Source organism: Actinomycetota bacterium, assembly GCA_013152275.1.
GTDB lineage: Bacteria > Actinomycetota > Acidimicrobiia > Spongiisociales > UBA4744 > BMS3Bbin01.
On sequence record JAADGS010000063.1, the window covers coordinates 66293 to 86402 of the forward strand.

The 20110-nt window shown below is 62.3% G+C and carries 21 protein-coding genes; 3 read left to right on the plus strand and 18 right to left on the minus strand.

What is annotated here, in order from left to right; all coding sequences use genetic code 11:
- Window positions 1-24: 24 nt before the first annotated feature.
- The 15 genes from GXP34_10285 to GXP34_10355 form a co-directional block, all read right to left on the minus strand.
- A complete protein-coding gene (locus GXP34_10285; protein NOY56357.1) occupies window positions 25-1491 on the minus strand; it encodes an NADH-quinone oxidoreductase subunit N in 1467 nt (488 codons plus the stop codon).
- On the minus strand, window positions 1484-3037 hold the full coding sequence (locus GXP34_10290) for an NADH-quinone oxidoreductase subunit M (GenBank protein ID NOY56358.1): 1554 nt from the start codon (window positions 3035-3037) through the stop codon (window positions 1484-1486). The genes GXP34_10285 and GXP34_10290 overlap by 8 nt, the downstream gene beginning before the upstream one ends.
- A gap of 2 nt (window positions 3038-3039) precedes the next feature.
- Window positions 3040-4938 carry an NADH-quinone oxidoreductase subunit L gene (gene nuoL / locus GXP34_10295; protein ID NOY56359.1) on the minus strand — a complete coding sequence of 633 codons (1899 nt, stop codon included), beginning with the start codon at window positions 4936-4938 and terminating at the stop codon, window positions 3040-3042.
- A 2-nt stretch (window positions 4939-4940) separates the two neighbouring features.
- Complete coding sequence (nuoK, locus tag GXP34_10300) at window positions 4941-5246, minus strand: NADH-quinone oxidoreductase subunit NuoK (protein NOY56360.1); 306 nt, start codon at window positions 5244-5246, stop codon at window positions 4941-4943.
- Window positions 5243-5770 carry an NADH-quinone oxidoreductase subunit J gene (locus GXP34_10305; protein ID NOY56361.1) on the minus strand — a complete coding sequence of 176 codons (528 nt, stop codon included), beginning with the start codon at window positions 5768-5770 and terminating at the stop codon, window positions 5243-5245. The genes nuoK and GXP34_10305 overlap by 4 nt, the downstream gene beginning before the upstream one ends.
- Window positions 5767-6393, minus strand: coding sequence for an NADH-quinone oxidoreductase subunit NuoI (gene nuoI, locus GXP34_10310; GenBank protein NOY56362.1), 627 nt, complete (start codon window positions 6391-6393; stop codon window positions 5767-5769). The genes GXP34_10305 and nuoI overlap by 4 nt, the downstream gene beginning before the upstream one ends.
- Window positions 6384-7478 carry an NADH-quinone oxidoreductase subunit NuoH gene (gene nuoH / locus GXP34_10315; GenBank protein NOY56363.1) on the minus strand — a complete coding sequence of 365 codons (1095 nt, stop codon included), beginning with the start codon at window positions 7476-7478 and terminating at the stop codon, window positions 6384-6386. The genes nuoI and nuoH overlap by 10 nt, the downstream gene beginning before the upstream one ends.
- The gene (gene nuoG, locus GXP34_10320; protein ID NOY56364.1) at window positions 7478-9910 is read right to left on the minus strand and encodes an NADH-quinone oxidoreductase subunit NuoG; all 2433 of its coding nucleotides are present in this window, start codon (window positions 9908-9910) and stop codon (window positions 7478-7480) included. The genes nuoH and nuoG overlap by 1 nt, the downstream gene beginning before the upstream one ends.
- Window positions 9903-11168 (minus strand): NADH-quinone oxidoreductase subunit NuoF, encoded by a 1266-nt coding sequence (nuoF, locus tag GXP34_10325; GenBank protein NOY56365.1) that lies wholly within the window; start codon window positions 11166-11168, stop codon window positions 9903-9905. Before nuoF ends, nuoG begins: the two co-directional genes overlap by 8 nt.
- Before the next feature lie 29 nt (window positions 11169-11197).
- Window positions 11198-11812 carry an NAD(P)H-dependent oxidoreductase subunit E gene (locus GXP34_10330; protein NOY56366.1) on the minus strand — a complete coding sequence of 205 codons (615 nt, stop codon included), beginning with the start codon at window positions 11810-11812 and terminating at the stop codon, window positions 11198-11200.
- A gap of 124 nt (window positions 11813-11936) precedes the next feature.
- Window positions 11937-13283 (minus strand): NADH-quinone oxidoreductase subunit D, encoded by a 1347-nt coding sequence (locus GXP34_10335; protein NOY56367.1) that lies wholly within the window; start codon window positions 13281-13283, stop codon window positions 11937-11939.
- Window positions 13280-13675, minus strand: coding sequence for an NADH-quinone oxidoreductase subunit C (locus GXP34_10340; protein ID NOY56368.1), 396 nt, complete (start codon window positions 13673-13675; stop codon window positions 13280-13282). The genes GXP34_10335 and GXP34_10340 overlap by 4 nt, the downstream gene beginning before the upstream one ends.
- A 107-nt stretch (window positions 13676-13782) precedes the next feature.
- The gene (locus GXP34_10345; protein NOY56369.1) at window positions 13783-14253 is read right to left on the minus strand and encodes an NADH-quinone oxidoreductase subunit B; all 471 of its coding nucleotides are present in this window, start codon (window positions 14251-14253) and stop codon (window positions 13783-13785) included.
- A complete protein-coding gene (locus GXP34_10350; protein ID NOY56370.1) occupies window positions 14253-14621 on the minus strand; it encodes an NADH-quinone oxidoreductase subunit A in 369 nt (122 codons plus the stop codon). The genes GXP34_10345 and GXP34_10350 overlap by 1 nt, the downstream gene beginning before the upstream one ends.
- Before the next feature lie 118 nt (window positions 14622-14739).
- Entirely contained in the window at window positions 14740-15447 is a 708-nt protein-coding gene (locus tag GXP34_10355) for an amino acid racemase (protein ID NOY56371.1), read from the minus strand.
- 158 nt (window positions 15448-15605) lie between these two features.
- Between GXP34_10355 and GXP34_10360 the strand changes: the two genes are divergently transcribed.
- Together GXP34_10360 and GXP34_10365 are read left to right on the plus strand one after the other, a co-directional pair.
- Entirely contained in the window at window positions 15606-16196 is a 591-nt protein-coding gene (locus GXP34_10360; protein ID NOY56372.1) for an isochorismatase family protein, read from the plus strand.
- The gene (locus tag GXP34_10365) at window positions 16193-17056 is read left to right on the plus strand and encodes an aminoglycoside phosphotransferase family protein (GenBank protein ID NOY56373.1); all 864 of its coding nucleotides are present in this window, start codon (window positions 16193-16195) and stop codon (window positions 17054-17056) included. Before GXP34_10360 ends, GXP34_10365 begins: the two co-directional genes overlap by 4 nt.
- 12 nt (window positions 17057-17068) lie before the next feature.
- On the opposite strand, the gene GXP34_10370 is transcribed toward GXP34_10365, so the two are convergent.
- Both GXP34_10370 and GXP34_10375 read right to left on the minus strand, forming a co-directional pair.
- Entirely contained in the window at window positions 17069-18310 is a 1242-nt protein-coding gene (locus GXP34_10370; protein NOY56374.1) for a geranylgeranyl reductase family protein, read from the minus strand.
- A 37-nt stretch (window positions 18311-18347) separates the two neighbouring features.
- Window positions 18348-18755 (minus strand): rhodanese-like domain-containing protein, encoded by a 408-nt coding sequence (locus GXP34_10375; GenBank protein ID NOY56375.1) that lies wholly within the window; start codon window positions 18753-18755, stop codon window positions 18348-18350.
- Between the two features lie 136 nt (window positions 18756-18891).
- Between GXP34_10375 and GXP34_10380 the strand changes: the two genes are divergently transcribed.
- On the plus strand, window positions 18892-19521 hold the full coding sequence (locus GXP34_10380) for a redox-sensing transcriptional repressor Rex (protein NOY56376.1): 630 nt from the start codon (window positions 18892-18894) through the stop codon (window positions 19519-19521).
- A 103-nt stretch (window positions 19522-19624) separates the two neighbouring features.
- Here the strand turns inward: GXP34_10380 and GXP34_10385 are convergent, their stop codons facing one another.
- On the minus strand, window positions 19625-20068 hold the full coding sequence (locus GXP34_10385; GenBank protein ID NOY56377.1) for a hypothetical protein: 444 nt from the start codon (window positions 20066-20068) through the stop codon (window positions 19625-19627).
- Window positions 20069-20110 lie beyond the last annotated feature (42 nt).

The window sequence follows — 20110 nt, forward strand, 5'->3', positions numbered from 1 at the left end:
CCCTGAGCCCTGGGTTCAACGGTTTCAGAAGGGGAACGCTTGTCGGGCGACGTCGAGAAGTGGGCCGGGAATGATTCCGAACACCAGCGTGATCGCGACGGCGATGATCAGCACCCATCGCGTTCCGCCGACGGCCTCGAAGCGCCTCGGGGCGGCGCCGGGCGCTTCGGCAAGCGCAGGCGACTGCATGTACATCAGCACGATGACCCGCAGGTAGAAGAAGAATCCGGCCACCGAGGCGAGCACGGCGAGGATCACGAGCCACTCGAAACCCGCGCTCCACGCCGCCGTGAACGCCGCGAATTTCGCAATGAATCCCGAGGTGAGCGGCATGCCCGACATGGCAATCATGAACAGTGCCAGCGAGCCCGCGAGCAGCGGCGAACGCTCGGCAAGTCCGGTGTAGTCGCTGAGCGGCGATTCGGCTCCGGTCGGCCCCGCCACCGCGGCGACCACGCCAAATGCGCCCAGGAGTTGCACGGTGTACACCGCCAGGTAGAACCAGACCGCGGGCATGCCGACGCCGCCTGCCGTGAGGGCAGTCAGGATGAATCCCGCATGCGCCACCGACGAGTAGGCGAGCATCCGGCGAATGTCCGTCTGCGCGATCGCCAACAACACCCCGACGACGATCGAGATGGCGGCGAGAAGAGCGAGACCGGATGACCACTCGTCGATGAACTTCGGAAACGCGAAGATCAGGATCCTGCCGAGAGCGGCAAAAGCACCGATCTTGGCCGCAGCGACCATGAAACCGACGATGCCGGCCGGGGATCCCTGATATGCATCCGGCGCCCACACGTGGAACGGTGCGGCGGATACCTTGAAGGCAACTCCGACGATCAGCAGGGCCATGCCGACCTGCACGACTCCCGGACGCAACAACACGTGTGTGGAGAAGAACTGGCCGATGCCGATGACGGAGAGGGATCCCGTCCCCGCGAACACCAGCGCGGCGCCGTAGATGAACACCGCCGAAGCGAACGATCCGAGGAGGAAGTACTTGAGTGCAGCCTCGTCGGCCTGCAACGTCTTTCTCGTTATCCCCGCGAGCACATACAGCGACATCGACGCCACCTCGAGACCCAGGAAGATCAGAACCAGGTTCGCCGCGGTCGCCATGAACATGAAACCGGCCGCTGCCATGAACACGAGCACGATGCCTTCGGCGCCTCGCCGGCCCAGTTCTTTCACCATCCCCCAGCCTGCGGCGAGGCCGAGCCCTGCGACACCGACGAGAAGGAAACTCGCGAACGCCCCGAACGTATCGGTGATGAGCATCCCGGAGAATGATGAGCTCGGCGCTTCTGACGCGGATGCCCACTGGAACCCGACGGCCACCCCCGCCAGCACGAGGGTCGTCGCCGCCAGCCACGCGTGCACTCTCGGGGAGGGCTTGCGGAAGACATCCACCATCAGCACGACGACTGCCCCCAGCGTGAGGATGATCTCGGGTCCGACGGCCAGGTAGGAGATGTTCACGCTACTCACCACCGATCACCCCCAGCACGTCGGTCAGGTGGCCCGGAACGGGAGCCTGGTAGGTGGTCACGGTCTCGATCCGATTCAGCACTGCTTCCGTGGAAGGGCCGATCTTGTCGAGTGCGATCTTCGGGTACAGGCCGATGACGAGCATCAGCGCGGCAAGCGTCGACAGGATCGCTATCTCCCTGAAGTTGAGATCGAGCAACTTCTCGTTCTCCGGTTTCGTCACCGGCCCGGTGAACACGCGCTCATACGCCCACAGCAGATAGACGGCGGCCAGGATCACGCCGGAGGCCGCGATGATCGCGTACCACTTCAACGTCAGGAAGCTGCCCAAGAGGATCAAGAACTCACCGATGAACCCGTTCAGGCTCGGCAATCCGATCGAAGCGAACGCCGTGAACAGGAAGAAGCCGGCGAAGATCGGCATGACCTTCTGAAGGCCTCCGAAGTCCCGGATCTCCTTCGTATGGCGCCGCTCGTAGATCATGCCCACGAGCAGGAACAAGGCGCCGGTCGTGATGCCATGGTTGAACATCTGGATCACGCCACCCTCGAGTCCCTGGGACGTCAGCGCGAAGATGCCGAGAACGATGAACCCGAGATGGCTGACCGAAGAGTACGCGACGAGTTTCTTGAGGTTCGGTTGCACGATGGCGACCGCCGCCCCGTAGACGATGCCGATAACGGCAAGGACCGCCAACACCGGAACGAACTTCACCGTCGCATTGGGAAACAGCCCGAGGTTGAAGCGCAGGAAGCCGTAGGTGCCCATCTTCAGCAGCACACCGGCAAGCATCACCGAACCGGCGGTCGGCGCCTCGACGTGCGCATCGGGTAACCACGTGTGGAACGGGAACATCGGAACCTTGATCGCGAAGGCGAGCGCGAACGCTCCGAACAACCACATCTCGGTCGAGGGCGGCATCTTGAGTGTCAGCCAGCTCAGGTAATCGAAGCTGATCTGCCCACCGTGCTGACTGGCATGCATCAAGGCCATGGCGATGATGCCGGCCAGCATCAGCGCCGAACCGAACGCCGTGAAGATGAAGAACTTGACCGCGGCGTAGATCCGCCGTTCGGAACCCCACACACCGATGATGAAGTACATCGGCACCAGGATGACCTCGAAGAACACGAAGAACATGAACATGTCCAGGCTGAGGAAGACGCCCATGAGGCCCCCCTCGAGCAGCAGGTTGAACACGACGAACTGCTTCACTCTCTTCGAGATCGATGTCGACGCGGCAAGGGAGATCGGCATCAGGATCGCCGTCAGCACGACCATCAGCAGTGAGATCCCGTCGACGCCCATGTGCCACGAGATCCCCCACGGCGCGTACCAGGCCACGTCTTCGACGAACTGGAACCCGGCCTCCCCCGTTTTGAAGATATAGAACAGGTACCCGGCGAGTGCAAGCGGAAGGACGCTCAGAGCGAAGCCGACCGGAAGGAACAGCTCTTTTCGACGTGATGGAAGCAGCGCGACCACGATCGCCGCCGCGAAGGGGAGGAGGATCAGTACGGTCAGGATTGGAAAATCAGACTGCACCGCTACAGCCCTCCCGTGCTCAGGAACCAGATGACGAAGCCGACCACGCCCGCTGCGATCGTCAGCGCATAGTTACGTACGTAGCCGCTCTGCAGAGGTCGCAGCGCGGCTCCGATCCGACGAACGACGTTGCCGATGCCGTTCACGGCACCGTCGATGAACTTCTGATCCAAGACGAATGCCGACCAGGCGGAGGCGAGCTTGCCCGGAGCTACGACGAGGGTGCCGTACACGTCGTCCATGTAGTAGGCGTTCCCCATGCGACGCCACAGTGAGGGGATGTTCGTCGTCCATGATTCTTCCGCTCCGTCCGGACGGGTATAGAGCCGCCATGCGATGACCATCCCAGCCAGGGCGACGAGCACCGAGAGCGCTGCCAGGAGCCACAGGAGCAGTCCCCCCGGTTCGCCGGCCAGCTTGATCCCTTCGAACGACGGTTCCAGGAAATGCTCGAGACCGGCCCTGAACGGTGTGTTGATGAGTCCTCCCACGGTCGCCAGGACGGCAAGAACCATCAACGGGATCGTCATGACCTTGGGCGCCTCGTGCGGATGCACTCCCTCATCCCACCTCGGTTCGCCAAGGAAGGTCAGAACGAACCACCGGGTCATATAGAAGGCGGTGATTCCCGCCGTGATCAATCCGATTGCCCACAGGACGATCCACCAGCCACCGCGGTTGAATGCCGTCCCCAGGATCTCGTCCTTCGACCAGAAGCCGGCGAATGGTGGGATACCGGAGATCGCGAGCGTCGCGATCGCCATCGTGAAGCCTGTGGTCTTCATCTTCGACCACAGGCCTCCCATCTTGAAGATGTTTTGCTCTTCGGACATTCCGTGGATAACGGCACCGGCGCCAAGGAACAACAAGGCTTTGAAGAACGCATGCGTCATGAGGTGAAAGACACCGGCAACGTAGGCTGCAGACCCGACGCCGAGGAACATGTATCCGAGCTGGCTGATCGTCGAATAGGCGAGCACTCGCTTGATGTCGGTCTGTGCCATCGCGATCGTCGCGGCGAAGAACGCCGTCAGGGCGCCGATGGTCGCCACCACGATCGAAGCCGTATCGGACAGCGCGTAGATCGCAGACGTCCTGGCGATCATGAACACGCCTGCGGTAACCATCGTCGCGGCATGGATCAAAGCCGAGACCGGCGTGGGACCTTCCATGGCGTCCGGCAGCCACACATACAAGGGCAGCTGTGCGGACTTGCCGGTGGCGCCCACGAGAAGCAACAGCCCGACGGCGGTGGCCGCCCCCGCACCCAGCAGCTTTCCAGGATCGTCGAGCACGGTCGTGTACGAAAGCGTCCCGAAGGTCGCGAAGATGACCATCAGGCCGATGAGGAAGCCGAAGTCGCCGATCCGGTTGACGATGAACGCCTTCTTGCCGGCGGCTGCAGCACTCGGGCGGACATACCAGAACGAGATCAGCAGGTACGAGCACAAGCCGACCAATTCCCAACCTACGAAGAGAATCGCAAAGTTGTTCGCCAGCACGAGGGTGAGCATCGACGTGGCAAACAGGTTCAGATAGACGAAGAAGCGCGCGTAGCGATCATCCCCATGCATGTACCCGATGGCGTACACATGGATCACGGCTCCGACACCTGCCACGATGAGCACCATGAGTGCCGCGAGGGGATCCCACAGCAGCTCGGCAGTGGCACCGAGGGCGGGAATCCAGTCGAACAGGCGCACGACATGCGCCTCGGCATTACCTTGGAAGAGAGGGATCGCGGCGATCAGGCCGATCAGGAACGACCCCCCGATCGTGGTCGAAGCGATCCATCCTGCGAGGGGTTCGCCGATCCTACGACCGAAGAAGTGCAGGAACACGGTCCCGAGTGCCGGCAGCAGAATGACCAGCCAGATGTTGCGAATGAAGAACTCGGTCATCCTCATCCCCTCAACTCATGGAACTCGTCGACAGATGTTGTCTGTCGATTACGGAACACGGCGACAATGATCGCCAACCCGACCACGACTTCCGCGGCGGCAACGACGAGGACGAAGAACACCGCGAGTTGGCCGGTGAGATCCCGCAATTGACGGCCGGCCGCGATGAACGTCAGGTTGACGGCGTTGAGCATCAACTCGATGCACATGAACATCACGATCGCGTTCCGGCGAACCATGAGCCCGAGCGCTCCGATCGCGAACAGGGCCGCTGCGAGCGTCATGTACCAGCCTGCGGTAACGATCATGGCCGCTCCCTCTTCCGAGATGGAAAGTAGGCGAGGGCGATCGCTCCGACCGCCGCAACGATGAGCAAGAGCGAGGTCACCTCGAACGGCAGCACCCACTCGCCGAACAGGCCGGCGCCGATCGCTTCTGCGGTCCCGATGGGAGCCTCTCCAGGCTTGGGAACCCCGGTGACCCACGACCAGTTGTTTCCGGCAACCACCGCAATGACGACCCCGAGCGTCACCAGGCCGAGCAGAAACACGAGCAGCCGCTGCGTGGGAAGATGCTCGGTGAGGTCTTCGGAACGGTCGACACCGATGAGCATGATGACGAACAGAAACAGCGTCATGACCGCACCGGCATACACCATCACCTGCACGGCGGCGACGAAGTGGGCAAGGTGCACGACGTAGAAGACGGCGAGCGACAGCAGCGTGAGGATCAAGCCCATCGCAGACTTGACCGGATTCCTCGCGAACACCACCGACAGCGCACCGACCAAGGCGAGGGAACCGAACAAGAAGAACAGAATCAGCTCGGTCATGTCTCCTCCCCCGATTGCCCTTTCTCGGGTTCGCGGGCCTTGCCGGCTCTGGGCGTCCATCCGACGACACCTTCATACGCCGCCCTTCCGGCAGGAGCCGTCGCCCGCATCCACCCGTCACCTTCGGTGAGCTCCTCGTAGTTGGCGAGGGGATCGTCGTCGAACATGTGATTCGGTGAGCCGTCCTCGTTGACGAGGAGCTCTTTCTTCGTGTAGATCGCGTCCTGACGGTCCGTCACCGACATCTCGAACAGGTGTGTCATCGTGATGGCCCCGGTCGGGCATGCCTCGACGCAGAGCCCGCAGAAGATGCATCGCAGCATGTTGATGTCGTAGACGAACCCGTAGCGCTCCCCCGGGCTGACCGGAGCGTCCGGCGGATTGTCGGCACCTCGCACATAGATGCAATGCGCGGGACATACACCTGCGCACAATTCGCAACCGATGCACTTTTCGGTGCCGTCCGGATAGCGGTTCAACTGATGTCTGCCGTGGAATCTCTGTGGCTTGACACGGAACTCCTTCGGGTACTGCTCGGTCACGAGACCGTCTTTGAACACGGTCCTCATTCCGATCCCGAAGGTGACTTTGAGGCCTTTGGCGAACTCGGAGATCATGCCCATGGCAATCCAAACTGTCGGATTCCGACGACGATGGTGACGAAGACGAGCCAGGCGAGCGCGGCAGGAATCAAACCCTTCCAACCAAGAACCATGAGCCGGTCGTAGCGGATCCGAGGCAATGTGGCACGAATCCACATGAACGCGAACAGGACGACGAGCGTCTTGAGGAAGAAGTAGGCGATGGGAAGCAGTGCCGAGATCCACACGGGAATGCGCCCATCGAAGGTCGGACCGTTCCACCCGCCCAGGAAGAGTGTCGCCGTAATCGCCGACATGTTGAACATGTTGATGTACTCGGCGAGGAAGAAGAACGCGAACCGGATGCTCGAATACTCGGTATGGAATCCGCCGACGAGTTCCTGCTCGGCCTCCACCATGTCGAACGGCGCCCTGTTGGTCTCGGCCACGCCGGCGATGAAGAAGATCACGAACGAGATGAACATGGGGATGATGTTCCACCTGGGAATGACCATCAGGATCGGCCAGCCGAACAGGTCGGCGAACGAGCCGGACTGCGATGCAACGATCTTCTGGATGGAGAGACTGCCCGAGTAGAACACGACGGGGACGAGGGCGAGTCCCATTGCAGCCTCGTACGAGATTGCCTGTGCGGTAGCCCGCACACTGCCAAGCAACGGGTATTTCGACCCGGAGGACCATCCTGCCATCACGATCGCGTACACGGCGAGCGAGGAAAACGCGAGGATGTACAGCAGGCCGATGTTCAGATCGGTTCCCTGGAGACTGATCGTTCGTTCAACGCCACCGAGGGTCACGGTAAACGACCGCCCGATCGGGATCACCAGGAAGATGAGGAAGGCGGGCACCAACGCGATGACCGGAGCAAGGATGTACATGCCGAACTCGGCTTTGCGCGGAGTGATCGGCTCCTTGAAAAACAGTTTCAATCCGTCGGCGAGCGTCTGCAGCATTCCCCACGGGCCTGCACGATTCGGTCCGATCCGATTCTGCATGTCGGCAACGACCTTGCGCTCGGCCCAGACGAGCAGCAGAACGACCACCAGCAACAGACCGAAGATCACGAGGACCTTGACTGCGGCAATACCCACATCCCACCAATCCATCAGGCGCTCACCTCCTTGCGAACCGTGATGGCGAGTCGGTCACCGAGAGACGGTATCCCCGGTTGGTTGAACGGGATGTAGACGACTCCTTGGACGAGCGAAGGATCGAGCACCGCGGGCATCACCGCCGTGCTCGCAGATGTCTCGACCGTGACCTTGTCTCCCGAAACGATCCCAAGCGTTGCGGCGTCGAGCGGATGCAGATATGCGAACGCTCCCGGCGCGAGGTGCTGCAGCGACAGTGACCTGCGCATCTCGACACCGTCGTCGTACAGTGTCCTGGCCAGGTGCAGGACCAGAGGCGCGGACGCCGATTCGAGTGCATGATCCACAGGCGTGTAGTGCAGTGGCTGATCTGCGTCGGGGCCAGGGATGACGACACCCTCACCGAAGGCAAGTGAGCTCCAGGTGACCCCGGCGTAGGCGGGTGCCACCTCGGCGATCTCCGCAGCGATCGTCTCTGGACAGTCGAAACCCATCGGAGCGTCGAGCCGACGCGCGATCTCTTCGAGGATGGACCAGTCCGGCTGCGTCTGGCCGGGGCCTGCGACGACGCGGGTGACCTTTTGCACCCTTCCCTCGAGGTTCGTCGAAGTGCCCTGTTTCTCGGCGAACGCTTCCGCCGGCAACACGACGTCCGCACGTGCCGAGGAGTCCGTGAGAAACAGGTCCAGGGCGACCACGAACTCGGCCTTGTCGAGGGCTTCGGCTGCGAGCGCGCCATCGGGGACGTCGCGCACCGGGTCGGCTCCCACCATCACCAACGCCTTCAGGTCGCCGGCAACAAGTCCCTCGAGAACCCCTCGGGTGTCGCGTCCCTCATGGTCGGGTACCGCTCCGAAATCCGCTTCGAAGGAGGCCACCTGGTCTGCATCGTCGAGCGACACCCTCCCCGGCAACAGCCCGGGCGCAAGTCCCATATCGAGCGCTCCATAGGTATTCGATCGCCGGACGAGCGGCATGATCTTGGCATCAGGCAGTGTCAGAGCGAAAGCTGCGACCGATTCTGCGAGTCGCGGATCCTCGGTGAGGCCTGTCCGACCGACGATTGCCACCACCGGACCTTCGCCGAGCACGGCGCGCGCGACCGCGTACTCTCCCTCACCTGCAGCGAGGGCACGCAGCACTTCAGGTCCCTGGCCGGGACGGTAGGTGATCTTGTGTTTCGTCCGGTCGTCGAGCCCCGTTCTTCGCGGATGTACGACGACCAGTTTCGCGCCGTGTTTCTGCGCCGCCTGCCGCACCCGCAGGTATAACGAACCGAGCTCTTCCTTCAGGTCCGGCGCCCACAGGAGAATGGAGTTTGCGGCATCGAGATCGGAGATCCGTGCCCTGCGAACCGCCGCAGCGAGGAGCCTCGGATCGAGGCCGTCGTCCATCTGGGCGTCGACGTGGTTCGAGCCGACGACGGTCCGCATGAACTTGGAGAACGCGTAGGCGTCCTCGTTGGTGCCCCGTGCTCCACCAAGGCCCGCGACCGCGGCCCCACCCTCTGCATCGATGATGTCTCTGAGGCGTGCTGCAGTCAGATCCAGGGCTTCGGTCCACGAGGCCTCACGGTAGCTGCCGTCTTCGTTCCTGATGAGCGGAACTTCGAGCCGGTCTTCCGAGGCGATGAACTCGAAGCCGAACCGGCACTTGTCGCTCAACCAGCCTTGGTTCGTGGCGTCGTTGTCGACACCGTTGAACCGCAGAACCTTGTTCCGACTCGTGTCGATCTCGATGCGGTCACCCACGGTGCAGTGATGACACGTCGACTCGGCCCTCTGCAGATCCCATGGCCGTGCCTTGAATCGGTACGGCACCGCGGTGAGCGCGCCAACGGGGCAGATCTGGACCGTGTTGCCGGAGAAGTAGGAAGAGAACGGCTCGTTCGGGAATGTGGAGATGTGGGTGTTGTTGCCCCTGGCGGTGAACTCCAGGAGCGCGTCGCCGGCGACCTCGTCTGCGAAGCGCACACATCGCGAGCACAGAATGCAGCGCTCTCGATCCAAGAGCACGAGATCCGAGACCGGGATGGGCTTTTCATAGTGGCGCTTCTCCTCGACGAACCGGCTCTCCCCGGGCCCATAGCCGAGGGTCTGGTCCTGGAGGGGACATTCGCCGCCCTTGTCACAGACAGGACAGTCGAGGGGATGGTTGATGAGGAGGAACTCGAGCACACCTTCTTGCGCCTTCTTGACGACAGGCGTGGTCGTGTGGATCACCTGTCCCTCCGTCGCAGGCAGGACGCACGCCGGCGTCAGCACCTTGCCCCGCGGGGTCTCCAACTCGACGAGGCACATCCGGCATATGCCCACGGCGGAGAGCCGCGGGTGGTAGCAGAAATGGGGAATGTAGATGCCGCCGTCACGCGCTGCATCGATGACCGGCCGGCCCTTCGGGACTTCCAGTTCCCGACCGTCGACAGTGATCTTCACCAGATCAGTCAAAAGGGCACCCCCCGCCGTGGATGTGTGCCATCACTTCGTCCTTGAAGTAGCGCGTGATCGACGTGATCGGCGACACCGAGGATGGCCCCAACGGGCAGATGGTGGTCATCTTCGGAGGCCACAGGAGGCCCGGGCTGATGTTGTCGGCGACATCCAGAAGAAGGTCCGTGTCGACCTCCCGGCCGGCCCCTTCTTCGATGCGGCGCAGGATCATCTCCTCCCAGGTCGTTCCCTCCCGGCAAGGAGTGCACTGGCCGCACGATTCGTGGGCGAAGAACCGCACGACTCGCTCGGCGGCACGGACCACACATGTGGTGTCGTCCATGACGATGACCGCGCCCGATCCCAACATCGATCCGGCTTTGCCGCACGCATCCTTGGTGATCTCATCATCGAGGTGCTGCGACGGCACGAACCAGGGTGCACTGGCACCCCCGGGAATCCAGGTCTTGAGTTCGTTCCCCGCCCGGATCCCGCCGGCGACGTCGAAGATGAGATCTCTCCAGGTGATGCCGTGCGGAAGCTCGTAGTTGCCGGGTCGATTCACATGGCCGGACACGGAGAACAGGAACGTGCCCGTGTCGACGTCGTGGCCGAGCGCTCGATAGGCGTCCGCGCCGTGCTCGAGGATGTAGGGCAGGTTGGAGACCGTCTCGACGTTGTTGACGATCGTCGGCATCATGTAGAGACCCTTGGCGGCCGGGAAGTAGGGCGGCTTGATGCGGGGTTCGCCGCGCCGGCCTTCGAGGCTGTTGATGAGAGCGGTCTCTTCACCACAGATGTAGGCACCGCCTCCGAGGTGAACGGTCACTTCCAGTTCGTAATCGGTCCCGAAGATCCCCTTGCCGAGATAGCCCTTGGCATAGGCCTCGGCGAGCGCGCGCTGGACCCGGCGTGCCGGAAGCGGGTATTCGCCCCGGATATAGATGAACGCCTCGTGAACCTCATTGGCGACCGCCGTGATGACGATGCCCTCGATCATCTGATGGGGATCCCGTTCGAGAAGTTGGCGGTCTTTGAAGGTTCCCGGCTCCGACTCGTCGCCGTTGACAATCAGGTACGCGGGGCGGGCCGGAGCGAGGAAGCTCCATTTCAGGCCTGCAGAGAACCCTGCGCCACCGCGTCCGATCAGCCCAGAGGATTTCACCAGTTCGACGAGTTCATCCCTGGTCATATCCATTGCCTTGCGCGCTCCGGCGTAACCGCCGGTCGCCTCGTACGTCTCCAACGTGTGACTGTCGGATGGGTGCTCGATCATCCGTTTCGTCAACACGAGTGGGTAGGTGCTCACGAGGCACCTCCTGCCGTCCTGTAAGGGTCGAACGCGGGGAAGGGGCCGATGGCACCTTGTGGCTCGGAGATCGCCGGATCGAACGAACGTGCGCCGCCGAAGCGCTCCTGGAGTTCGGCCGCCGTGATGGTCTCCGGCCTGTTCTCACGAAGCCACCTGATCATTGCCGCGACGGCTTCGGACGTGACTCCTTCGACCAGTTCATAGTTGACCTGGACGGCCGGTGCGCCACCGCAGGCTCCGATGCACTCGACGTGTTCGACGGTGACGACCCCGTCCGCGGCGGTTTCGCCTGCCGGGACACCGGCTTGCTCCTCGGCCGAACTCATGACATCGTCGGCGCCATTGAGCATGCAGGCGATCGACGTGCAGACCGACACGAGGTACTCGCCTTGTGGAATGAGCTTGAACATCCCGTAGAAGCTCGCCACCGATTCCACCTGTACCGGTGTCAACCCCGTCAATTCTGCGACCACGCGCATACCGTCTTCGGTCACGTAACCGTCTTCGCGCATGGCCATGTAGAGCAAGGGCATGATGGCGGATCGCTTTTGTGGGTACCGGTCGGCGAGAGACCGGGCCCGGGCGAGAGTCTCGACGCTCCAGCTCATGATCCGATTCCTGTCAATGCCGGCGTCGAATACCGACGCTCATAGTGACGAGAATCTGGCCTCTGGATTCCTGTCAATGCCGGCGTCGAATACCGACGCTCATAGTGACGAGAATCTGGTCTTTTCATCGGTCCACGTCTCCGATCACCGGGTCAAGCGACGAGATGGTCGCAACCGTGTCTGCGATGAGCGAATCGGACATGGCGATGGGCAGTGCCTGGAGGTTGCAGAACGATGGCGTCCGCATGTGCATCCGCAACGGATGTGTGCCTCCGTCGGAGACCAGGTATGCGCCCAGTTCGCCCCTCGGAGATTCGATCGCCACGTACGCTTCGCCTTCGGGCACCTTGAACCCCGCAGTGAAGATCTTGAAATGATGGATCAGTGCTTCCATCGACTGGTCGATACGTGCACGGGGCGGCGGGGTCACCTTGCGATCCTCCGTGCGGTAGTCACCTTTGGGCATCGACTCTGCGACCTGGCGCACGATGCCCAGCGACTGAGTGATCTCCTGCACTCGCACACGGTACCGGTCGTACACATCGCCGTTCTCCCCGACCGGAACCTCGAACTCGTACTGCTCGATCCCGCTGTAGGGCTGGGATTTGCGCAGATCCCATCCGAGCCCCGTCGCGCGCAGATTCGGGCCGGTCGTCCCGTAGGCCAGGGCCTCCTCGGCAGTGATGATCCCGACACCGACCGTGCGCTCCTCCCAGATCGGGTTGTGCCTGAGGAGGTCCTCGTAATCTGCGACGCCGGCGAGCACCTTCTCGATGATGTCTTCGATGTCGGCTTCCCAGCCGTCAGGAAGGTCCGCGGCGACCCCGCCGGGGCGAATGTAGTTGTGGTTCATCCGCAGCCCCGTGGTCTTCTCGAAGAAGGCGAGAATGGCTTCGCGGTCGCGAAATCCGTACAGCATCATGGACAGCGCACCGATGTCCATGCCGGCAGTCGCGAGGAACACCTGATGGCTGGTGATCCGATTGAGTTCGGTCATGAGGATCCTGATCGCCTGTGCGCGCGGTGGAATCTCGACGCCCAGGAGTTGCTCGACTGCAAGCGAGAATGCGAGCTCGTTGTGCAACGGTGCCAGGTAGTCCATTCTGGTCACGTTTGTGGGGCCTTGGAGGAAACTGAGCTGCTCGCCGGTTTTCTCCATGCCGGTGTGGAGGTACCCGATGATCGGTTTGGTCCGGCGAATGATCTCGCCTTCGAGCTCGATCTGCAGGCGCAACACTCCGTGGGTGGAAGGATGCTGCGGCCCCATGTTGATGATCATCAGCTCGTCTTCGGGGATCTCTTCCTCCACGACGAAATCGTCATCGACTCGAATGCCCTCCTGCTCGACAAGGCGGCTTTCGGGTTCCTCGATGAACATCTCCTGGGCGCCCTCATCGGTCGAGTCCTTCACCCACTCGGGTTCTTCGGTCCCGGAGATCCAGATCTCGTGCAGTTGGCGCTCGTCACTCATGATGCCTCCGGCGACGATTTGAACTGGATGGGTACGGACCCGACCCCGTAGTCCTTACGAAGCGGGTGTCCCTCCCATTCGTCGGGGAGCAGAATCCGCGTGAGGTCGGGATGGCCCTCGAACGTCAGCCCGAACATGTCGTAGGCCTCCCGCTCGTAGAAGTTGGCGCCCGGGTACACGGGCACCAACGAATCGACGTTCATGTCGTCCTCCGGCACCGATGCCCGCAGACGGACACGAAGATTGTGCCGAAGCGAAAGCAGACCGGCAACGAGTTCGAAGCGAACAGGTCGCTTGCCGAGGTAGTCCACGACGGTCTCGTCGACCAGCATCTCGAACCCTGCATCCCGTGCTGCCTGCGCGACTTCGCGCCATCGGTTCTTCGGCACCATGAGCACGTCCTGACCGCTCGACAGCGCCCATTCGACGTCGTCGAACAGTTCGGCGATCCCACCGATGACGGGATCCGGTGCAGCCATCGGTGTGGTCTCGTCGGCCATCAGTGAGCGATCTCTCCGGAGACGATCTTTGCCTGGAGGGTGAGAATCCCGTGCATCAGCGACTGTGGCCCTGGTGGACATCCGGGAACATAGATGTCGATCGGCACGATCTCATCGACACCCTGCACAAGGGCGTAGTTGTTGAACATGCCTCCCGACGACGCGCACGCACCCATCGAGATCACCCACTTCGGTTCGGGCATCTGGTCATAGACCTGCCGCAGCACGGGTGCCATCTTCTGCGATACGCGCCCGGCCACGATCATCAGGTCCGCCTGACGGGGCGAAGCGCGAAACACCTCCATACCAAAACGAGCAAGATCGTAATGTGCGGCACCCGTGGCCATCATCTCGATCGCACAACACGCCAGTCCGAACGTGACCGGCCACATCGACCGAGTCTGCGCCCAATGAGCCAGTTTCTCGACCGTCGACGTCAGGATGCCGGGAGCACCGCCGGTTGCGGCCATTATGCGGCCTCTTCTTCACGGACATATCGGGAACGGCGCTTGACATTCCAATCGAGCGCTCCGCGCTTCCACACATATCCGAGCGTTTCGATGACGAGGAACGTGAAGATGCCGACCGCCGCAATGCCATACCAGCCCAATTCACGGAACTGGACCGCCCATGCGAACAGAAAGATCGTTTCGATGTCGAAGATCACGAACAGCATCGCGACGAGGTAGAACTTGACGGGGAATCGCTGGGCAGGCTCGTGCTCCGGGACGATACCGCACTCGTACGGTGCAAGCTTCTCCGGTGACGGCTTCTTCGGAGCGATGAGCCAGGAGAGTCCGATGCTGCCGAATCCAAATGCCACTACCAGCACAAACATGATGGCGACTGGCAGGTAGTCGGCAAGATTCACGGACAAACCCTTCCTTCGGTCCCCGCAAGATTAGAAGTGGTGAGGGACCTGAACAAAACGCACCGATATCGGCCCGGATCAGCCGTCACGATTCTTCATCGCAGTCCAGCGCGGCCGCCACCGCGGCCTGCGCGTGTAATGCCGTCGTATCGAACACAGGCACCGGACAGTGCTCTGCGCCGATCAGCATGGCGATCTCGGTACAGCCGAGTATCACACCCTCGGCACCGTCCGAGACGAGTCCATCGACGATCCTCAAATACTGCGCTCTCGAATCCTCGTTCGTCACGCCGAGACAGAGCTCGTCGAAGATGACGCCGTTGATCAGCGCTCGATCCTCCGGCTTCGGGATGGCGACGGCGATTCCGTAGTTGCTCTCGAGCCGGCCTCGGTAGAAATCCTGCTCCATCGTGTACCGGGTACCGAGCAGACCAACCGTTCGGAGTCCGGTCGCGGCGATCGCCCTGCCCGTCGCGTCGGCGATGTGGAGCAATGGGATGGAGACGGCCCCGGCGATCACAGGGGCAACCTTGTGCATGGTGTTGGTCGCCAGGATCAGCATCTCTGCACCCGCCGCTTCGGTTCGACGCGCGGCCTGCGCAAGTGCAGCGCCGGCAGCCTCCCAGTCTCCCCTCTGTTGCATCTGCTCGATCGGCGCGAAGTCGACGGACACAAGCACGAGGTCCGCGCTATGGAGTCCACCGAGCCTGCGGGCCACGTCCTCGTTGATGAGGCGGTAGTAGTCCTGCGTGGACCGCCAGCTCATCCCCCCGATGATGCCGATGGTCTTCATACAACTTCCGTCAGTCGTCAGTCGTCAGTCGTCAGTCGTCAGTCGTCAGTCGTCAGTCGTAGAGTGTTCCCAACAAGAAGGCACCGCGTCAATCACCGATGACCGAAAACTGAGAACCGATGACTGATAACTGATCGCTTCTCGCGTACGCTACCTGTATGGAGGCGACTACGTACGATCCACAGACGGCGCTGATCGTCGTCGACGTGCAGAATGACTTCGCAGACACAAACGGCAGCCTCTCCGTCCGGGACGGAGCGAGCATCATCCCTGTGATCAACGCCGAGATCGCCAAGGCACGAGACGCAGGGGCGATCGTCGTCTACACACGGGACTGGCATCCTGCTTCGACACCTCATTTCGCCAAGGACGGGGGGATCTGGCCCGTTCACTGCGTTGCCGGCACCTGGGGCGCCGAGTTCCATCCCGGCCTCGTCGTGAACGGACCGGAGATTCGCAAGGGCAGCAACGGTGAGGATGGCTACTCGGGATTCACGATGCGAGACGCGAAAACAGGAACGGAGATTCCGACCGAGCTCGATTCCCTGCTGAGGGACCGGAATGTCGGGCGACTGGTCGTCGTTGGTCTCGCAACCGACTACTGCGTCAAGTCCACCGCGCTGGACGGACTGCGACTCGGGTATGACGTGACCGTTCTCCGCGGGGCGGTCCGAGCGGTGGACCTGCGAGAGGGAGACGGGGAACGGGCGCTCGGAGAAATCGAGGCCGCGGGCGGAACCGTCCGGTGATCGGCAACTGGATTCGGAACGTCACCGGGCATACCGTCTGCGGTCTGCGGCTGATGCCCGGCGCCACGTCGTCCTCGGTATATGCCATCACACTCGAAGACGCCGCCCCGGTCGTCCTTCGCCTGTTCACGAACGAGCGCTGGCTTGCGAGTGAACCGGATCTGGCCACACATGAAGCAGCAGCCCTGACGCAGATGGAGCACATCGACCTCCCCACACCTCAGGTCATCGCGCTCGATCCGGATGGCTCGCAAACCGACGTCCCTGCCGTGCTGATGACCCTGCTGCCGGGAACCGTCGATCTGCGGCCTCACGACCCCGACCTGTGGCTCGCGACTCTCGCCGAGCCGCTGAACGTCCTCCACGCGAGCCCGATACCCACCTTTGCCTGGAAGTATGACCCTTGGATCGAGCATGGCCTCCTTCAGCCACCGGAGTGGGTTGGACACCGCGACCTTTGGGAGAGGGCGTTCGACCTCTTTGTCCGAGGCATGCCGGAGACGCGGCCGTGTTTTCTGCACCGCGACTACCACCCGACCAACGTGCTCTGGACCGGCGGCGCCATCAGCGGGATCGTCGACTGGGTGAACGCGTGCGTCGGGCCTCCCGGTGCGGACGTCGCCCACTGCCGGCTGAACCTTGCGCTCATGTACGGGTACGAGACTGCAGAGCGATTCCTCGGGCATGTCGACGATGCCTACGATCCGATCTGGGACCTGGTCCCGGCCCTCTCGGCACTCGAAGGCTTCAGCCTCTACACACCGTGGGCCGACTTCGGACTGCAGCATCTGTCCGAGGAGCTCGTACGCGAACGCCTCGAAGACTTCGTCGGCAGATCGCTGGCGGCACTAGGCGCCTGAGAGACTCCGGATTCAGGCTCTTGGTACGAGGCGCACCATACGCTCCAACGCCAGGTAGGCGGCCTCGCCGATACCTCTCTCCTCAGGATCGAGCAGGTTGGCCATCACCTTCAGCACCCACTCCATCAGCGGCTTCGATCGCAGGCCGGTGTGGGTCAGTGCCCACATGACACGCGGCTTGCCGATCGCCCTGACGAACAGCCTCGCCATCCGATAGTACAGACCATACGTGTCCTGGAGCTCGCATGGGTAGCGTTGGAGCAGGGAGAGATCGTCGGCAGCCAGTGCTTCGTGAACATGGCGAGCCGCGACACGGCCCGTCTCGTAGGCGTACGCGATTCCTTCACCATTCCACGCGTTGATCATTCCCGCCGCGTCGCCTGCCACCAGCCAGTTCGGACCGGCCAGGGGCCCCACCGAGAGCCCCATCGTCAGCTTTCCCCCCATCGGCTTGGCCAGCGCGCCGTCCTTTGTGAGGTCCCAGTACCGAGGCGCAGCACGTACGTAGGTGTCCAGCATCTTGGACGTGTTGACATGTTTCCAACGGGAGAAAGTCGACAGCAGGCCGACGCCGACGTTCACCGTCCCGTCACCGAGAGGAAACACCCACCCATAGCCGGGCATCTGCGCACCCGTCTCGTCTCGGATATCGAGCTGGCTCTCCATGAACCCGTCATCGGAACGGGGACTCGGGTAATAGCCTCGAAGAGCCATCCCCATCGGGTAATCCCTGCGACGCGACGTACCCAGCGTCCTCCCGAAGCGAGAGAGCGACCCGTCTGCGACCACGATGGCTCTCGGGTGGAGCACCTCCACACCCGAGGCCGAGAGAACGGAGACGCCGCCAACTCGCCCTCGATCGAAGATCGGGGTCGCTTCACGACCTTCGAGGACGGTGGCGCCCTGTTCCCTCACGAGTTCGGCGACTTGCGCATCGAGGTGGAGCCGACGAATCACCCCACCCCATTTGGGAAAGATCGGATGGTCCGGCCACTCCATTTCGAGCCTTAGATCATTGCCCGCGTACGACCGCAGCCCTGACACTCGGTGGAACTGGGGAACGGAGAAATCGAAGCCCATCTCTTGGAGTTGGAAGACCGATCGTGGTGTGAGGCCGTCCCCACACGTCTTCTCCCTCGGGTATGTCTTCTTCTCGAGGAGCGTCACCGACCTGCCGGCTCGGGCCAGCCAGTAGGCGGCTGCAGAACCTGCAGGTCCTCCGCCCACGACGACGACATCGGGTTGCTGCGTCATACGGGCGATCAGCCTACCGGGCCTGAGCGCACAGCAGTCAGGGAACGATCGGGAGACCCGCCTGTGCCCAGGCCACGATCCCCCCACCAATGTCCTCCACACGGGTAAAGCCGAGTTCACGCATGATCTTCAACGTCTTGCCGCTCCTGCTCCCGGTGCGGCAGTAGATGAGGTAGCGGTCGTTCTTGTCCAGCTGGGAGAGCTTGTCGCGAAAGTCCGTTGCGTAGAAGTCGATGTTCTCGGCACCTGCGAGCTTTCCAGCCCCATATTCCTCCGGCGTCCGAACGTCGAGCAGAACGAAACCGGCATCGCCGAGATCGGCCTGAATCTCCTTGTACGCCTCTGCGGGCGTGATCGTCCTGATTTCCTGGGTGACAGTCGCCGTACCGCCACATGCGCCGGCCAAGACGCCCAAGACGACCATCATGATGAGTAGCTTGCGCATGGTGTCCTCCAAAAGCGAGAATGATACCCTCCGGGGGTAATAACACGATCTCAACGAGACCCTGCTGCTTCACCGACACCAGCCGACGCGGTCCATCGATTTCGACCGATCGCCACGCGCGAATATGGTTGACTTGGTGTCGAACCTTCCACAGCCAACCATCCATCGCCTTCCCCGCTACCTGTTCTGGCTCGAACAGTTGCGGGCGAAGATGGAGACCGTCTCATCCTCGGAGCTGGCGCGATTGGCCGACGAGACTGCGGCCACCGTCAGACGGGACCTCTCCCACCTTGGCTCTCATGGTGTACGAGGTGTTGGGTACGACATCGATCGACTCACTGCCGAGATTCGTAACCAGCTCGGCCTCTCACGGACCTGGAATGTCGTGATCATCGGCGCAGGGCACCTCGGGACGGCGCTCGCGCACTACGAAGGGTTTGAAGGGGAAGGGCTCCGGGTGATCGGAATCTACGACTCGGCGCCGGCCAAGATCGGTACCCGTGTCGAAACGCTGACCGTCAAACATCCCAGTCGGATGGCAGAAGATCTCGCCGGATCCTCCAGGGCTTTTGGCATCATCACCGTTCCACCGGATGCAGCACAGGACGCCGCCGATCTCCTGGTGGATGCCGGAGTCACCGGGATCCTCTCGTTTGCACCGGCACTGCTGACGATCCCCCGTCATGTATTCGTGCGGCATGTGGACCTCGCCACAGAACTCCACATGCTCGGTTACTACGCTGCCGTGCGTCAACGTTCCGCGTGAGCCGATCAGCGCTTCGAACGCTCACTCACGATCGCCAATACCCCCGTCAGGGCCAGCCCTGCCACGATGAGCAGGGAGATCGCGAGAATGTCACATCCGCTCATCAGCCGGCAATCCACGGATAACCGAATCCGGACGTTCTCGCGATGAACCCGAGAATCGTCAAGACGACCAACGCGAGTACAAAGATGCCGAACACCAAGAGCCCGACCCTGCGGTCCTCCTGGTTCGTCGTGCGATCGATGAACGGAATGGCCAACAACCCGACGAGGATGAGCATCGGGACGTAGAAGCCCGCCACCTGTGGGTGCAGCCACGCCAGCAGCTGCTGGATCCACAACAGGTACCACGGCACCTTGGACGGGTCGACCACACCGCTCGCAGGTTCGAACAGAGGCGCGGGCGCGGCAAGAGCCAGCAACACGAGAAACGCCGCCAGGACACCCGCTGCAAAGAGCTCGATCTTGAACAGAGCCGGCCAGGGGTCGACGTGGTCTGACTGGATGTCCTCGGCTGCAACAGGTGCGGCGGGAACCGCTTCCGACACCGGAGCAGACACCTCCGCAGCCGCAGGAGCCACAGCCTCAGG

Excerpts from the sequence above, each read along its gene's own strand:
- nuoL (NOY56359.1), bottom strand. The coding sequence starts at position 4,938 with ATGACCGAGTTCTTCATTCGCAACATCTGGCTGGTCATTCTGCTGCCG.
- nuoK (NOY56360.1), bottom strand. The coding sequence starts at position 5,246 with ATGATCGTTACCGCAGGCTGGTACATGACGCTCGCAGCGGCCCTGTTC.
- GXP34_10305 (NOY56361.1), bottom strand. The coding sequence starts at position 5,770 with ATGACCGAGCTGATTCTGTTCTTCTTGTTCGGTTCCCTCGCCTTGGTC.
- nuoI (NOY56362.1), bottom strand. The coding sequence starts at position 6,393 with ATGGGCATGATCTCCGAGTTCGCCAAAGGCCTCAAAGTCACCTTCGGG.
- nuoH (NOY56363.1), bottom strand. The coding sequence starts at position 7,478 with ATGGATTGGTGGGATGTGGGTATTGCCGCAGTCAAGGTCCTCGTGATC.
- nuoF (NOY56365.1), bottom strand. The coding sequence starts at position 11,168 with ATGATCGAGCACCCATCCGACAGTCACACGTTGGAGACGTACGAGGCG.
- GXP34_10330 (NOY56366.1), bottom strand. The coding sequence starts at position 11,812 with ATGAGCTGGAGCGTCGAGACTCTCGCCCGGGCCCGGTCTCTCGCCGAC.
- GXP34_10335 (NOY56367.1), bottom strand. The coding sequence starts at position 13,283 with ATGAGTGACGAGCGCCAACTGCACGAGATCTGGATCTCCGGGACCGAA.
- GXP34_10340 (NOY56368.1), bottom strand. The coding sequence starts at position 13,675 with ATGGTGCCGAAGAACCGATGGCGCGAAGTCGCGCAGGCAGCACGGGAT.
- GXP34_10345 (NOY56369.1), bottom strand. The coding sequence starts at position 14,253 with ATGGCCGCAACCGGCGGTGCTCCCGGCATCCTGACGTCGACGGTCGAG.
- GXP34_10350 (NOY56370.1), bottom strand. The coding sequence starts at position 14,621 with ATGTTTGTGCTGGTAGTGGCATTTGGATTCGGCAGCATCGGACTCTCC.
- GXP34_10355 (NOY56371.1), bottom strand. The coding sequence starts at position 15,447 with ATGAAGACCATCGGCATCATCGGGGGGATGAGCTGGCGGTCCACGCAG.
- GXP34_10360 (NOY56372.1), top strand. The coding sequence starts at position 15,606 with ATGGAGGCGACTACGTACGATCCACAGACGGCGCTGATCGTCGTCGAC.
- GXP34_10370 (NOY56374.1), bottom strand. The coding sequence starts at position 18,310 with ATGACGCAGCAACCCGATGTCGTCGTCGTGGGCGGAGGACCTGCAGGT.
- GXP34_10375 (NOY56375.1), bottom strand. The coding sequence starts at position 18,755 with ATGCGCAAGCTACTCATCATGATGGTCGTCTTGGGCGTCTTGGCCGGC.